At 61.7% G+C, this 14,989-nt stretch carries 11 protein-coding genes; 5 read left to right on the top strand and 6 right to left on the bottom strand.

Annotated elements, in window-relative coordinates:
• Positions 1-6: 6 nt before the first annotated feature.
• The gene (locus ACMDCR_RS01765) at positions 7-495 is read right to left on the bottom strand and encodes a RidA family protein (protein ID WP_413990869.1); all 489 of its coding nucleotides are present in this window, start codon (positions 493-495) and stop codon (positions 7-9) included.
• Positions 489-1,214, bottom strand: coding sequence for an SDR family NAD(P)-dependent oxidoreductase (locus tag ACMDCR_RS01770; RefSeq protein WP_413990870.1), 726 nt, complete (start codon positions 1,212-1,214; stop codon positions 489-491). Before ACMDCR_RS01770 ends, ACMDCR_RS01765 begins: the two co-directional genes overlap by 7 nt.
• A gap of 132 nt (positions 1,215-1,346) precedes the next feature.
• Between ACMDCR_RS01770 and ACMDCR_RS01775 the strand changes: the two genes are divergently transcribed.
• The 4 genes from ACMDCR_RS01775 to ACMDCR_RS01790 all read left to right on the top strand — a co-directional run bounded on the left by ACMDCR_RS01775 (position 1,347) and on the right by ACMDCR_RS01790 (position 5,372).
• On the top strand, positions 1,347-2,249 hold the full coding sequence (locus ACMDCR_RS01775) for a LysR substrate-binding domain-containing protein (RefSeq protein WP_413990871.1): 903 nt from the start codon (positions 1,347-1,349) through the stop codon (positions 2,247-2,249).
• Between the two features lie 73 nt (positions 2,250-2,322).
• On the top strand, positions 2,323-2,589 hold the full coding sequence (locus ACMDCR_RS01780) for a hypothetical protein (RefSeq protein WP_413990872.1): 267 nt from the start codon (positions 2,323-2,325) through the stop codon (positions 2,587-2,589).
• Between the two features lie 154 nt (positions 2,590-2,743).
• A complete protein-coding gene (locus ACMDCR_RS01785) occupies positions 2,744-3,796 on the top strand; it encodes an AraC family transcriptional regulator ligand-binding domain-containing protein (protein WP_413990873.1) in 1,053 nt (350 codons plus the stop codon).
• 100 nt (positions 3,797-3,896) lie between these two features.
• Positions 3,897-5,372, top strand: a complete 1,476-nt coding sequence (locus tag ACMDCR_RS01790; RefSeq protein WP_413990874.1) for an arylsulfatase B — start codon at positions 3,897-3,899, stop codon at positions 5,370-5,372.
• Positions 5,373-5,531: 159 nt separating this feature from the next.
• Here ACMDCR_RS01790 and ACMDCR_RS01795 read toward each other — a convergent pair whose 3' ends face one another.
• The 4 genes from ACMDCR_RS01795 to ligD form a co-directional block, all read right to left on the bottom strand.
• On the bottom strand, positions 5,532-6,476 hold the full coding sequence (locus ACMDCR_RS01795) for an alpha/beta fold hydrolase (protein ID WP_413990875.1): 945 nt from the start codon (positions 6,474-6,476) through the stop codon (positions 5,532-5,534).
• 230 nt (positions 6,477-6,706) lie between these two features.
• Positions 6,707-7,396 carry a helix-turn-helix transcriptional regulator gene (locus tag ACMDCR_RS01800; RefSeq protein ID WP_413990876.1) on the bottom strand — a complete coding sequence of 230 codons (690 nt, stop codon included), beginning with the start codon at positions 7,394-7,396 and terminating at the stop codon, positions 6,707-6,709.
• A 411-nt stretch (positions 7,397-7,807) separates the two neighbouring features.
• Positions 7,808-8,590, bottom strand: coding sequence for a Ku protein (locus ACMDCR_RS01805; RefSeq protein ID WP_413990877.1), 783 nt, complete (start codon positions 8,588-8,590; stop codon positions 7,808-7,810).
• 71 nt (positions 8,591-8,661) lie between these two features.
• Positions 8,662-11,310 carry a DNA ligase D gene (gene ligD / locus ACMDCR_RS01810; protein ID WP_413990878.1) on the bottom strand — a complete coding sequence of 883 codons (2,649 nt, stop codon included), beginning with the start codon at positions 11,308-11,310 and terminating at the stop codon, positions 8,662-8,664.
• A gap of 644 nt (positions 11,311-11,954) precedes the next feature.
• Here ligD and ACMDCR_RS01815 point away from each other — a divergent pair.
• Positions 11,955-14,984: a hypothetical protein gene (locus ACMDCR_RS01815; RefSeq protein WP_413990879.1), complete on the top strand. Its 3,030-nt coding sequence runs from the start codon at positions 11,955-11,957 to the stop codon at positions 14,982-14,984.
• Positions 14,985-14,989: the final 5 nt, after the last annotated feature.

The following is a 14,989-nucleotide window of genomic DNA, read 5'->3' on the forward strand; positions in this document are numbered from 1 at the left end:
AATGTTTCAGGGTGCGATCTCGAAAATGAGCTCGACTTCGACCGGCATGCCAAGGGGCAAGCTCGCGAGACCGAGCACGATGCGGCCGGAGAGCATCTCGGTCCCGAACACCTTGACGAGGACATCGGAGGCCCCGTCGGCGACCTTGGGATGATCCCGGAAATCGCCCTCGGTGGCGATGTAGACGCCGAGCTTGGCGACGCCCGTGATCCGGTCGAGCGAGCCCAGATAAGCCCGGGCGGCCGACAAGCCACTGAGGCAGGCAATTTCCGCTGCCTTGCGGCCATCCTCGGCGCTGAGTTCGCCACCGATGCGCCCGATGAATTGCGGTTCGTGCCCAACAACCGGCAGCATGCCGCTCAGGAACAGAAGATTACCGATCCGCGCGGCTTCGACATAGGCGCCAAACGGTGTCGGAGGAGGAGGAAGCACGATGCCGTTGTCTTCCAGCCGCTTTTCCGCGCTAGCGGCAGGCGCGTTGCCCTGGCTCACCATCTGCCCAGATGTGCGCCGCCGTCAACGTGCAGCACCTCCCCGGTGATGTGCGAAGCTTCCGTCAGGAACACCACTGCATCGACAATCTCCTGCACGCTGGAGATGCTGTGCATCGGCGACAGCGTCCTCAGGAAGTCCTTCGGATTGTCCTTGTGCAGCGGCGTATCGACGACCCCCGGGGCGACCGTGTTCACGCGGATTCCCTCCTTTGCATATTCCATCGCGATATTCTTCGAGACGGCCTCGATGCCGCCCTTGGTCAGCATGGCGACAGAAGCGTTCACGCCGGCGATCGGATGATCGACCAGCGGGGTTGTGATGCTGACGATGCTGCCGCCGCTCTTTTGCGTGAGCATCTGCCGGACAGCCAGCTGCGTCAAATGCACGAAACCCTCAAGGTTGGTCGCTGTAAGCTTGCGGTAATCCTCCATCGTATAGTCGACGAAGGGCTTGGTGAAGAAGATGCCGGCATTGTTGACCAGCGCGTCGATCGAACCGAACCGGCTGACCGCCGTCTCCGTCACGGTCTTTGCGGTCTCGGCATCGGCGATGTCGCCGTCGACGCGCGCCAGATGGTCGGATTGCTCAATCTCGTCGGACTGGCTGATTCGCCGCGACGTTGCGACGACATTGTAGCCACGTTCGAGGAAGGCATTGGTGAGGCCCGCACCGATGCCCTGCGAGGCGCCTGTGATGAGGACCGTTTTGCGTTCTTGCATGGAACTCTCCATCCGGGTTGAAGCAGTTTCAAAGCTGCTCTTCAAGTTCGCAACGCAATATGAGCGAGGCACCATTCCTGGATAAGATGGAAATATATGGAATCTCTTTTCCATATATGCAAAAATCGAGAGATGACCGATTTGAACGACATCGCCGTTTTCGTGAGGGTTGCACAGTTGGAGAGCTTCAGCCGGGCCGCCCACGCGCTCGGCATGCCTGTTTCGACCGTCAGCCGAAAGGTGACCTCCCTGGAGCAGCAGCTGGGCGTGACCCTGCTGCAAAGAACGACGCGCAAGCTCAGCCTGACGGCGCAGGGACGGGCCTATTTCAATCAATGCAGCGAACCGCTCGCCCACCTCCACGATGCCGAACGGGTTTTGACCCAGGCGCAGAGGACTCCGGAGGGCCTTCTAAAGATCTCCGCGCCGGTCATCATGGGGCAGGAGCCGTTCTACGAGTTCGTGTCGTCGTTCCTGAAGACCTATCCGCGCATACAGGTCGACCTGTTTGTCACCAATCTGTTTCTCGATCTGATCGCCGAAAACGTCGATATCGCCCTTCGCTTCGGGGAGCTGAGCGATTCGACCCTCGTTGCCCAACGCTTTGGACGGAGCGTTCGCTATCTCGTGGCTTCACCGGACTATCTGACGGGCCGCACCCTGCCCTCCAGGCCGGAAGAACTGCGCGATCATCAATGCGTGCTGTTGAACGGGCGCAACAACGAGGCCGAGTGGCATCTGGTCAGCGGCAAGAAATCGGTCAAGCAAGCCGTTTCGGGGCCTATTTCCAGCAGGGACCATCACTCCGTAAGCGCCTTCACCTATCGAGGGCACGGCATAGGACTATTGCCTTCGACCTATTGCGATGCGCAGATTGCGAGCGGCGAACTCGTGCGCGTCCTGCCCGAGTGGTCCTCGCCGGAAATCTTCATTCACGCGGTCTACCCCACGCGACGCTTCATGCCTTCCAAGCTGCAGGTTTTTCTCGAAGCGCTGAAGGCCTGGAAGAGTCCGTTGTGGCTGCCGCTGCGCTAAGCAGTGGGGAGGAAACACTTGAACCCTTCCGCCCCCGCCCTATGACTGGCATCTCCGTTTCAGGGGGGGCGTCATGCCGGACCGCATCGATCTCGTCATCCATAACGCCCGCATCCTGACGATGGACCCGGCGCAGCCGAGGGCACAGGCGCCGGCGGTGGCTGGTAGCCGGCTGTTGGCGGTGGGCGATGAGGCCGAGATCCTGGCACTCCGGGGCCTGACACCAGGCGCATCGATGCCTGCGGCCATCGATCCCGTCGCCGAGATCCCTGATTTCAAGTATCCATGCCGCTGGTCGGCTTGGAACAATGTTGATCGGTGTTATGGTTTACTTGGATGATAGGAAGATTACGGTGACGAATCAGCCTGTCGTTCGCTGTTTGCTTGACCTGTAGGACCTCATGGGAGGTACATGAGCTGTAATGGGCTTGCAGGATTGGCTCGCAGTCGGGACTTGACGGTATTCGCATCAGGGCAATGGGGTCCATCGGCTCATGTGGGATCGCAATCCGGTCCGCGTCGCGCTTGTGCATATGCTCCCGGCGGTAGCGGACCAGTGTGGTCTCGCGCTTACACCGCTGCTGACCCGAGCCGGGCTGTCGGCGGATGAAACCCTTTCAGGCGACGGCGCCATTGCCCGGGGGCAGGCCTGCGCCCTGCTGCTGCACCTCGCGCGGAGTGCGGCAGAGCCGACGATTGGGCTGGACTTGGGCGCTGCCGCCGATCCCGTCCGTTTGGGCTTGACCGGGCAGGCGCTCTTCGCCGGCCGCACCCTGCGCGAATGTCTCGGAGCGCTTGCCCGACAGATGCCGGCCCTGCAGGCCGGCGTCATGTTCCGGCTGGATGAGCGGGATGGCGTCGCCCACTGGAGCCACCGCCTGGCGGACAGCGATCCTGAACATGCCCGGGTGCTCAATGAGGGCATTGCGGCTTTTATGACGAGTGCGTTGAAGGCGATCACCGGCATGGATCCGGCGCAGCTGAGCCTTGGCCTGCCACATCGAGCCCAGGCGCCGCTCCGCATCTACGAGGACAAGCTCGGCGCCCGCATTGCCTTCGGCGCGGGAGGCGGTATTTCATTCAAGTTCGATGCGAGGTGGCTTGATCACCCGAATCGTCTGTTTTGTGATGCGCCGGCTGCTGTCGGGGCGAGTTTGCCTGACGATATCCAGAGACTTCCGCCCGAAGCCGCATGGCTGGACGATGAAGCTCTGGTCGGAGTCGTCTCCCGCCTGATTGAGAGTTCAGCGCTGAGCGGATCGCTTTGCCTGGCCGACACGGCGCGCAGCATGGGCTTTTCGCCACGTAGCCTCCAGCGGCGCCTCGCCAGCCTCGGCACCTCGTTCGAAGCCCATGTCGACGCCTGGCGGCACCGGCAGGCGCGCCTCTACCTCGCTGATGCCGGCATGCCGATCGGATCGGTTGCCAGGGCGCTTGGCTACGGGCATCCCGCTCATTTTGTGAGGGCCTTCCGACGCTGGGAGGGCCGCACGCCGCTCGCCTTCCGCAGGGCGGTCGGCGTCGAAGCCAGTGCGGCGGCGGGCTGAGGCTTTGGCGCCAAATGGCAATTGAGCGGATCAGGCCGCGTCGCTAAGGCTGAGGCAAACGAGGTCGGTCCGGCGCGGCGCGACCCGGTGGGAGCTGTCAATGAATCACATGGCCGAATACGTGCCCGGCGGCGGCGGAAATCCGACCCGCCGCGATATATTGGCTGGCGGCGCTGGCTTCCTGGCCGCAATTGCAGGGCTTTCCTTGCTCGCACCGGGCGCCCGGGCGGCGCCGGCTCCGCGCCCGCATATTCTCTATGTCGTCGCCGACGATGTTGGCTTTGCTGACGTCGGCTTTCGCGGCTCCGATATCAAGACGCCCAATCTGGATCGCCTCGCCGAAACGGGGGCCCGGCTCGACCAGTTCTACACCCAGCCCTTGTGTACGCCTACCCGCGCGGCCTTGATGACGGGGCGCTATCCGTTTCGCTACGGGCTTCAGACAGGCGTCATCCCCTCGGGCTGCAGCTATGGTCTCGCCACCGATGAATATCTGCTGTCCCAGGCACTGAAATCCGCCGACTACCGCACCGCCCTCGTCGGCAAATGGCATCTGGGCCATGCCGACAAGGCGTTCTGGCCGCGCCAGCGTGGCTTCGACAGCTTCTACGGGCCCCTGGTCGGTGAAATCGACCATTTCAAGCACGAGGCACAGGGCAAAACCGACTGGTATCGCGACAATTCCCTGTTGGAGGAAGAGGGTTACGATACCGAACTCTTCGGTGCCGAAGCTGTTCGCCTGATCGGCGGCCATGATCCGAAAACACCGCTGTTCCTTTATCTGGCGTTTACCGCCCCACACACGCCCTATCAGGCGCCACAGCGCTATATCGACATGTACGCCCATATCGAGGACCCCTCGCGTCGTACCTATGCGGCGATGATCACCGCGATGGACGAGCAGATCGGCAAGATCGTCGAGGCGCTGCACGAACGCGGCATGCGTGAGAACACACTCATCATGTTCCATTCCGACAATGGCGGCACGCGCAGCAAGATGTTCGCCGGCGAGGGTGCCGTGGCCGGCGACTTGCCACCAAACAACAGCCCCTATCGTGATGGCAAAGGCACGCTCTACGAAGGAGGCACCCGCGTCGTGGCCCTTGCCAATTGGCCTGGGCATGTCTCCCCCGGGCAGGCCGAAGGTGTCATGCATGTGGTCGACATGCTGCCGACGCTCGCGAAGCTCGCCGGCGCCGATCTTGCCCGCTCCAAGCCGCTGGACGGCATGGATGTTTGGTCAGCGCTCGCCACCGGCAAGACCGGACGCGGCGAGGTCGTCTACAATGTCGAGCCGACGCAGGGCGCCATTCGCGACGGCAAATGGAAGCTTTACTGGCACGTCGCATTGCCGCCAAAGATTGAGCTGTTCGATCTCGATGCCGATCCATTCGAGAAGCGCGACCTTTCGGCGGAACACCCGGACAAGGTGGCGGAACTGCAAGGCAAAGTGGTCGCGCTCGCCCGCAGCATGGCTCCGCCGCTGTTCTACGTCGCCGCGTTGAAGGCCACGCTGGCCGCACCCCTCGCCACGCCGGATGCGGCGCTTGCCGACTTGGGTCCGGCGGACGATTAGGTCCGAGGACTGATGCCCGGCATGCCGTGGACGGGCTTTCCCCGCACCACAGCCATTCTGCATTTCCCGGCTTCCTCGCGGAGGGAGCCGTGCAGGCTGTTCACCAAGCCTTCCTTTGAAGCTATGCACAGCGCCTCCTTCGGGCGCAACAAGGCTCCGCTACGTCTGCCGCAGCGCCCAATCTTTCAGGATCGAGGCATAGAGCGGTCCGTCTTCCAGGTGCAGCGCGTGGCCTTTTTTGGGCAGTGAACGATATTCGAAGGTCTGCCCCGCCTGCTCGACGATGCTCTGGGCGTACCGGACCTGGAAGTCTGACGCCGCACCCTGGGCAATGCCCGTTTCCGGGTCACTCCCGCGAAAGTGGTGCGTGTACAGCACCGGCGTCTTGATCGCCTTCAGCATCTGCTTGTGACAACAAGCTGCCGTAGCACTGCCGGAAAGGAATGCGCGAGCCCCCTCGGGATCAAATTCCTTGAGATTTTGAGGCGGCTCATCGCCAACGGGCAGCCACGGCAGCATCCAGGCGGGAAGTTCGCGATGAGCTTGGGCAAGCATGGTCGACCACTCGCCGACAGACCACTGATCGCCGAGATATTTCGAGAAAAGGCTAAACAGATGGCCGACGGCCGACTGTCGAATTCCTGGACCACATGCCGGTATCAGCTCGGATGCGAAGAGAGGTGAATCTTCCATGTAGACCCCGCGCACCAGTCCTTTTGGCCCATAAGCTGCAAGCCAGGCGCCCATCACGCCACCGACGGAACTCCCAGCCACAAGAGCCGGCCGCCCAATGACCCGCTCCATGAAGCGCGCGAGATCATTGCCCCAATTGTCGAGCGTATAGCGGCTGGGGGTTCGGGTCGATCGACCCTGACCACGAATATCGACCGCATAGATACGGAAGTCGGTTTCAATGAGTTTCATTACGATTTCGTAGGCCCACCAGGACTCCACAAGGCCGGGGATCATGAGCAACGCAGGCGCGGATTCCGGTCCGGTCACTGCATAATTCATCACGATTTCGCCGAGATCGACCGAGTATTCCTGATAAGCGTGCGACGTGTAGGTTATTTTCGGGAAATCCGGTCCATAGTGCTGGCTCATGTGTCCAAGCTCCTTCTTTTCGACGTAATGCCTAGCTTTGGATGCTTCCCATCCATGCCGGATCGGCATACCGGCTGCGAGCAGCAACCAATACGGGGAGGCTGCTGACGATGTCTGTCAGCAACAGGTAAAGGGCGTCCGTAAAGGAAAGAGGCGCCCGATCGCCGGCACCTCTCAACATGCCGCGCTGGATGAGGGATTCCCGCGGCCACCTCAGGAAGTGAAGGGATTCACTTGGGTCTTTCCGCCATGTAGCGCTTCCATCGCTGCCGCAAAGTTGTGGGACGAAGACTATGCTTATCATCGAGGAATTCGGCGCTCTCGACGCGATCGGTGCAGAAATTCCGGAAATCCTGCCGCAATTCACACCACGCGGCCAGAATTCGTGTTTGCTCAAAGAAGCTGATGACGATCGGCCAGATCACACGCTGGGATCTGTTACCGCGTTCATCGCGATATTCGATACGGATCTTGCGCCCCTCATGAATCCAGGCTCGAGTCCGTGCAATGTCGATACCGTCCGAGGTCGGGTTGAAGGGAGGGCGTGTTTCGACTGCGGGGTCGGCGATCAAGGGGCGTAGAGATTGGGATACCGCTACCTTGATTTTCGCAAGGAGATCGTAGGCCGCCGCCGCAAGCACAGGATCGCCACGGCTCGCAACCCACTGCGCACCGAGCACCGCAGCCTCGACCTCATCGGGCGTGAGCATGAGGGGAGGCATGTCGAAGCCGTCCTCAAGGATATATCCGAAGCCGGCCTCCCCGCGGATTGGAACGCGTCGGCCGCTCAGATTGAAGATGTCCCGATATATCGTTCGGGTGGAAACCTCGAGTTCGGCAGCAATTTCCTTGGCCGTGGTCGGTAGAGATGATCGTCTCAGAATCTGAATAATCTGGAACAATCTATCGGCCTGGCTCACGATGATGTTGTCCTAATTCCTGGTTCAAGTCCGGAGGCGAAGGTCATGGCTGTTACAGTTCTGGCACGGTCCGTCTGAGTTGTACAATGAAGAATGCAACGCCTTGACGCAGCAGCTTTCGTTTCCTTAAGTTAGGCAATATCAGGCATACCGGCACTCAAAATTGCCAGCACGGTCTCTTTTTACAATGTTTCCCTTTGTATAGTCGCATCGTCGCTTGCATACTTCAGATCAACGATAAAAGCGGTGACCGTCGTTAGGTCATTCGATGCGATAATTCCAGCTTGTAGTCGGGCTTTGATATTCACCCGAAGGAGGCGCGCCTGTTTGGAGAAAGTGACTCTGGAACTTTACCATCCAAGCGTAATAGCAATTATTCGCTGACATCGGGGATGCCCTGCGTATCGCGGCCTATTTCCCCTTCAGACTATTCCGCAGTGCGTCCATTAGATTGATCACATTGCCCTGTGTCGGTAGCCCCGCCGCGGTCTTCCTGGCCTTGCGTCCCTTCTTCTTCGCCGCGATGATTTCCTTGAGCCGGTCCTCCACCGGATCCTTGATCAGCACGGGCGACCAGTCGAGGCTGCGGGCCTTGATCAGTCTGTCGATGAGGCTCCTGGCGTCCGGATCTGGCTTCGCCTCGGGGATGCCGGCGAAATATTCGTCCTCGCGCCGGATTTCGTCGCCGTAGCGCAGGGTCCAGACCACGATGCCCGTGCCGCGCGGCACCAGCATAACCGCCCGCTCGCGGCGATAGAGCACGAGGCGGGCGATGCCGGCGACCTTGGCCGCTCGCATCGCCTCGCGGATCACCGTGAAGGCCTCTTCACCTACCTTGTCGTCGGGGACGAGGTAATGCGGAGTATCGTACCAGATCCAGTCGATCGAATCCTCGGGCACGAAGGTCTGGATGTCGATCGTGCGGGTGGATTCCAGCGCCACCGCCTCGATCTCCTCGTCCTCCAGCATCACGTAATCGTCCTCGCCCCGCGGATAGCCCTTGACCTCGTCCTCCTCGGCTACGGGTTTGCCGGTGACGGCGTCGACATAACGGCTCTGTACCCGGTTGCCGGTCTGGCGGTTGAGGGTATGGAAGCGCAGCTTCTCGGACTGGGACGTCGCCGGCGACATCGCCACCGCGCAGGTTACCAGCGAGAGTTTGAGATAGCCTTTCCAGAAAGTACGCACCGCCATCAGTTCGCTCCCGGGTTTGGGCGCGGATGTCATTCCGGCTCATTGCTAAGCCGTGGCCGAAATGACATCCCCTATTTGCCCTGGACGGTTCCCAATTTCTTCGCCGCGTCGGCAAGCGGCCGCTCGGCATCGGCGTAGTCGGCCCAGGCTTTCGTCTTCGCCAGCAGGTCTGGCACGGTGCGGACCGTGAAAACCTTGGGATTCAGGTCGCTGCGCACGTCGTTCCATGTCAACGGCATCGAGACAGTGGCGCCGGGGCGGGCGCGGGGCGAAAGTGGCGCTACCGCCGTCGCAGTGCGATCGTTGCGCAGATAATCGAGGAAGATATGGCCTCCGCGGATATCCTTGGCCATCTTGATGACATAGCGCTCCGGCGAGTCCGCGGCCATGCGAGCGCAGATCTCGCGGGCGAAGGCCTTGGCCTCGTCCCAATCGAGGGCCTTGCCGGCCTGCTGGACCAGCGGCGTCACCACATGCAGCCCCTTGCCGCCGGTGGTCTTGCAGAAACTGACGAGCCCAAGCGCATCCAGGCGCTCGCGCAGTTCGCGCGCGGCGTCGACCACCGTGGCGAAGGGGACGTCGGGCCCGGGATCGAGGTCGAAGATCAGCCGCCCCGGCACTTCCGGCTCACCGGGCGGGCAGTTCCAGGGATGCAGCTCCAGCCCACCGATCTGGGCGAGCGCGATCAGTCCCTCGGCCCGGTCGACCTGGAGATAGGCCTTCTTGTCGCCCTCGACCTTCACCAGTTCGAGCAGGTTTGAGGTGCCGGGCATCGCGTGGCGCTGGAAGAAGGTCTCGCCTTCGATGCCGTCGGGCGCCCGCACGATCGAGCAGGGCCGGCCCTTGAGATGAGGCATCATCCAGCCACCGACCGCCTCGAAATAATGGGCAAGGTCTTCCTTGGTCACGGGCGTGCCGTCTCCCGCGTCCGGCCAGAGCGCCTTGTCGGGATGGGAGATCGCCACGCCGGCGATCATCGGCTTGCTGGATTTGCTTGCTGGCTTCGACGTCACTGTTCTGTCCGCCTCCGCTAGATCTGCCTTCTGGGGCGGCAGAGGCTTCTCCGCCTCCACCTCGTCGGCCGGCTTGTCTTCGCGCAGGCCCTTGAAGGCCGCCTGGCGCACCATGCCGTCACCGGTCCAGCCGGCAAATTCGATTTCAGCAACCAGCTCGGGTTTTGTCCAGTGCACGCCGGGCACATGGCGGGGCGCGCCGACGCCGGTAAAGGGCGACGCCTTCGTCTCCAGTGGCTTCAGCTTCGACATCAGGCTGGCCGCAGCCTTGGCTCCGTATCCGCTGCCGACGCGCCCGACATAGACGAAATGCTTGCCGCTGTGGATGCCGACGAGGAGCGAGCGGAATTTGCCTTCGGTCGTCGCCCAGCCGCCCACCACCACCTCATGGCCGGCCCGGCATTTCGCCTTGGTCCAGTCGCCGCTGCGTCCGGAGTGATAGGGAGCGTCGAGGCGCTTGGAGACGATGCCCTCCAGCGAGAGCTTGCAGGCCGAGTTGAGGATGGCATCGCCCCCCGTCTCGAAATGTTCGACGAAGCGCAGCGCGGGATCAGCGCCATGGTCCGTGAGGAGGGCGTGGAGGCGCTCCTTGCGCTCCTCCAGGGGCAGGGCACGCAGGTCTTCCTGTCCCTCGAACAGGAGGTCGAAGGCGAAGAAGATGAGATCCTCGCTGTGTTCCTCAGACAGGGCTGCCTGCAGGGCCGCGAAATTGGGTATGCCATGGCTGTCGAGCGCCACCACCTCGCCGTCGATCAGACAGTCGGGCAGGGGCGCGGCAGCCTTGGCGAGGGCGGTGAAGCGCTTGGTCCAGTCGAGGCCCTTGCGGGTGCGCAGGCTTACCGTGCCGCCCGCCTTGCGCAGCTGGATGCGATAGCCGTCGAACTTGATCTCGTGGATCCAGCCGCTCCCAGATGGCGGGCGTTCCACCACCTGGCAGAGTTCGGGAGGTACGAAGTTGGGGATCTGCGAGACTGTCCTCGCCTCTTCGGACGGCTTGCCCTGGGCTTTTCGTTTGTCGGCGGCCAGGCCCTGCCTGGAATCCCAGACGGCGTCCGCTGCCGCATCCCTGCCGCGGGTCATGAAGGGCGTCGGGGCACGGCCTGTGCCAGCGGCGATGGCGGACATGGAGCGGCCGGAGGCCACGGACTTGTCTTTCCTAAGGATCGCATCGCCTTTCTCGGCGACGGCCGCCTCGTCGTGATGCTTGATCAGAAGCCAATTGTTGCGCTTGCCCTGGCCGCGATTGCGGTCAGTGGCGCGATCATGCTTCATGCGCACGAGCACCCAGCTGCCATGCAATTTCTCGCCGTGCAGCGTGAATTTGAGGTCGCCCTCGGCCAGAGCCTCTTCGGGCGACTTGCGCCCCTCCGGCGTCCAGGTGCCGCGGTCCCAAAGGAGCACCGTGCCGCCGCCATACTGGCCCTTGGGAATGGTGCCCTCGAAATCACCATAGTCGAGCGGGTGGTCCTCGACTTCGACGGCAAGGCGCTTGTCGGCGGGATCGAGCGAGGGGCCTCTGGTTACCGCCCAGGATTTGAAGACGCCGCCAAGCTCCAGCCGAAAATCATAATGCAGCCTCGTGGCGTCGTGCTTCTGGATGACGAAGCGCAACTGGTTGGAGGCGGTGACGGCGGTATCGCCCGCAGGTTCCCGTGTCACGGAGAAATCGCGCTTGGAATGGTAGGGGCGCAGATCGTGCATCGCCATGGGCTGGTACCTCCCGAGAGGGGATAACGTAGGAGGCAAGCGGGTGTTCCGGCCAGGGGCTGGCTGGATGTGGGGAAAGGTCGGGGATCCTGGCCCACTCTAACCAAGCTGGCCTGCTCCGTTGGATAACCAGATCTTTGGCGCCGAGGAAGCGAGGCAGCGCTTCATCTCCGTCGAGCAGGGAATGCCGGGCTCAGGGATTGGTCCTGGACCAGTAGAGGGGATTTTGGGGCACATGCAGCGACAACCAATACCTTAGCTGAGGACGTGATGGGCAGCCCGAAAATCGGGGTTTTCCGCAGGTTCGCGAAGCTTTCAGCGCATATACAGGTATCGAAATACCTGTATGGCATCTGCCTTCTGCACCTAAGAAAAACCATGGGTGCAGAAGCAGAAAGGCGATTGTTATGCCCGCCGTCATAGAGTCTTTTCGTAATTAATGACTCATGTTATTCGCCATTGATCAACTTTACTAATGATGCTAGCGTATAAGTAGTAACACATCCAAGCTGATTATTATCTGAATTGCGTCATTGAAACCTATTGCCAGACGCGAGTCGCGCGTTTGGTCAACGCGAACGCATCACCAGGACCTCCAGTCTTGGCGGGGAGTGCTGTTCTTGTTGATGGGCGGGGGACGTGGCATGCCCACCTTGAGGATTGCTCGGACGGTTATAGTCACGTTCTTCTGGCTGGCCGCAACGTTACCCGCCGCGATGGCGGAGCCAGCCGATTTCCCTTCGGCATCGCTTCAGCCGCTATCGCGGGCGACCCCGGGCACGCCACCCGACGCAGTCGACCCCGATGCGCCGCTCGACGAAGCTCAGGGCGGGATGACCGAAGCGGGGACGCCGGTCGGCAAGCGGGGAGAGGCGTGTTTCCCGGCCGAACAGCGTAACGTCTTTGAAAATGTCGACATGATCGCCGGCCCCAATGGCGTGCCGCAGCCCTTCAGCTATGTCGAGCATGGCGCGATCTCCGAGGAAGCCCACAATGCGACACGCGGCAAGAACACCTGGATGCTGTGGGGCGAAGGCAACGAGGCTTTCTGGGATTGGATCGCGCAGCACGGCTATGGAGTGGACGATTTTCTCATCCTTGTCGATTCCCGGCGGCGCGACCGGCGTTTCGCGGAGAAGGGCCTGATCAACCAGCCTGGCATGAAGGCCCAGTACGACCCCGGCAAGACTATCCTGGGCCTTTACATCGACCAGGTCGACGACAATCAAGTTCTCTTCGGCCAGCCGGCCATGACCTCCCTGCCGCAAAACGGCTCGTCAGAGGGTTGTGCCCCCTTCAAACCCGGTGACGCGGAACTCTACAAGGGCGTGCTCGCCCAATTGCCGAAGGATGAGCTGGATCCAACGGTCTATGGCTATCCAAGCGGGGTCGTCGGCTTGCGGCTGATGCCCAATCCCAATTTCTTCGGCGATACGAAGGATGCGGAGGCCGCGCGCAATTACTGGAACGAGCGGGTCGAGAAAACGGGAGGCGCCTATTATGGCGATCCCAAGATCAATGCCGATCCGAAGCTGGTGCGGCCCTTCCGCGTCAGCATGTCCTGCGCCTTCTGCCATGTTTCGCCGCATCCGCTCAATCCGCCCGCCGATCCCGAGAAGCCAGGTTGGGAGAACCTCTCCAGCACAATCGGGAACCAGTATTGGCGGGCGAACGCCACTTTCGGCAATCTCACCAGGCCGGACAGTCTTCTCCATCAATATCTGGCAAGCCAGCAACCCGGTACGGTCGACCCCTCGATGGTCAGCACGGATCATATCGACAACCCCAATTCGATCATCGCCATCTTCGATGTCCCGGCACGGTTGAAACGAGCCGACGAGAACAAGCCGGAATGGCAGGGGCCCGCCAATCTTCTCATCCCCAATCGCGGGGTCGACGGTCTCGACGCCAATCCGCGCCACGTGCCGCGCGCTATCGTGGACGGCGCCGACAGTGTCGGCCTGTTCGGCTCGCTGTCGCGGGTGTACCTCAATATCGGCGCCTATTCGGAAGAGTGGAAAAGGGTCCAGAACACCCTTATCGGTTTCCGTCCGCAGAGCCCCTTCTCGATTGCCTCCGCGCTGAAAGACTCCGTCTATTGGCGCACGGGCGACAAATATCGGATCCCCTACCTCGTTTCCTTCTTCACCTATCGAAACGCTGAGACCGGCGCCACCGTCACCCAGCCGATGCATCTTGCCGACACCAAGGAAGGCAAGCCGATCATCGATGCGGAGCACGACAAGGCGACGCGTGGCCGCGAGGTGTTCCTGGCGAACTGCGCGATCTGCCACTCCAGCAAGCAACCCGACAATTTCAGGCTGAAGTTCGCCCGCAACTGGCGACAAGGGCAGCCGACCGACCGAGTTTCGCCCGCCGCTCTGACGTTGCCGATGGATTTTGCCGACTGGCAGGGCTTCGTCAGCGGCCAGTCTTACAAAGATTATGTCAATCAGATCAAGGGTATGGCTGATCTATCCACCGCATCGGGCGTCGCCTTTTTCAAGGATAACTTCCTGTCGACGGATATAAGGGTGCCGGTAACCCTCGTCGGCACCAACAGCGCCCGCGCGGTCTCCACCAATGGCATGCGTGGCCAGGTGTGGGACAATTTCTCGTCCGAGACCTACAAGCACCTTCCTGCGGTCGGCGAGATACGTTTCTACAATCCATTCTCCGGCAAGCCCGTGGACAGCTGGGGTAATAACGACTCCTACACCCCGCCAGGCGGAGGTCCGGGATATTATCGGCCGCCCTCGCTGATCAGCCTGTGGGCGACCGGACCCTATCTGCACGACAACTCCCTCGGCCGCTTCACGGCCGATCCCTCCATCAACGGGCGGCTGGAGGCCTTCGACGACGGTATCGACAAGCTGCTTTGGAACAGCAAGCGGAGCAATGGCCAGTATCCCCATACAGGAGACCTGCGGGCCGACAAGGTGGTGACCGCAGGTGACCCGGGATTCATCTACCGAACAACGCAGACGAGCTGGATCGCATTTCCGGCACGGTTCATCCGGCCGCTTTTCGAGGGCATCATCGGCCCGTCCTGGGTCTCCTTCCTGTCCTGGTATCTGTGGGTCGGCCTTGGCTTGGCGCTGATCTTGCTGTTCTTCGTAGCGCGGGGCCGCCACGGCGGATTCCTGCTGGCGCTATCAGCCTTTGCCAGCGGCGCGTTCCTCTATCTGTCGGGGATCGGCGCGATCTACCACGCATTGTGGCTTATTCCGATCGTGGCAGCCCTGGGCGCCCTTCTCCTGTGGACCTTCCTGCAGGGTGTTTGGCCAGGCCGGATCGTCGTGTTCGCCTTCCTCGTGCTGACCGCCGTGGCCGGTTGGCACGTGCATTACTTCATTGAGGGAGAGGAGGGCGATCTCAGGGTCGGTCCAATCCCGAAAGGCACGCCCATCAGCTTGCTGATGAACGTCAATCCGGCGGCATCGACGGGAGACCTTGCCGAGGCGGCGTTCGGGATAACGCGGGGCATACTGCGCATCAACAAGAAGGGCCTGACCGACGACAGGGCGTGGAGGGCATTCAGCAAGGAAGCGGCGATTCCCCTGATGCGCGCGAGCAAGTGCCCCGATTTCGTGCTCGATCGCGGCCATTGGTTCGCCGAGTCCCTGACCGACGACGACAAGAAAGATCTCAAGGCCTTTCTGAAGACTCTTTGAACCGG

Origin of the sequence: Labrys okinawensis, from assembly GCF_047345005.1 — a bacterium.
In the GTDB taxonomy this organism is placed as follows: Bacteria; Pseudomonadota; Alphaproteobacteria; order Rhizobiales; family Labraceae; genus Labrys; species Labrys okinawensis.

What these genes read in the sequence shown, in the direction of transcription:
- ACMDCR_RS01785 (WP_413990873.1), top strand. Translation starts at nt 2,744, where the DNA reads ATGTGGGATCGCAATCCGGTCCGCGTCGCGCTTGTGCATATGCTCCCG.
- ACMDCR_RS01805 (WP_413990877.1), bottom strand. Translation starts at nt 8,590, where the DNA reads ATGGCGGTGCGTACTTTCTGGAAAGGCTATCTCAAACTCTCGCTGGTA.
- ligD (WP_413990878.1), bottom strand. Translation starts at nt 11,310, where the DNA reads ATGGCGATGCACGATCTGCGCCCCTACCATTCCAAGCGCGATTTCTCC.
- ACMDCR_RS01770 (WP_413990870.1), bottom strand. Translation starts at nt 1,214, where the DNA reads ATGCAAGAACGCAAAACGGTCCTCATCACAGGCGCCTCGCAGGGCATC.
- ACMDCR_RS01815 (WP_413990879.1), top strand. Translation starts at nt 11,955, where the DNA reads ATGCCCACCTTGAGGATTGCTCGGACGGTTATAGTCACGTTCTTCTGG.
- ACMDCR_RS01780 (WP_413990872.1), top strand. Translation starts at nt 2,323, where the DNA reads ATGCCGGACCGCATCGATCTCGTCATCCATAACGCCCGCATCCTGACG.
- ACMDCR_RS01765 (WP_413990869.1), bottom strand. Translation starts at nt 495, where the DNA reads ATGGTGAGCCAGGGCAACGCGCCTGCCGCTAGCGCGGAAAAGCGGCTG.
- ACMDCR_RS01795 (WP_413990875.1), bottom strand. Translation starts at nt 6,476, where the DNA reads ATGAGCCAGCACTATGGACCGGATTTCCCGAAAATAACCTACACGTCG.
- ACMDCR_RS01775 (WP_413990871.1), top strand. Translation starts at nt 1,347, where the DNA reads ATGACCGATTTGAACGACATCGCCGTTTTCGTGAGGGTTGCACAGTTG.
- ACMDCR_RS01790 (WP_413990874.1), top strand. Translation starts at nt 3,897, where the DNA reads ATGAATCACATGGCCGAATACGTGCCCGGCGGCGGCGGAAATCCGACC.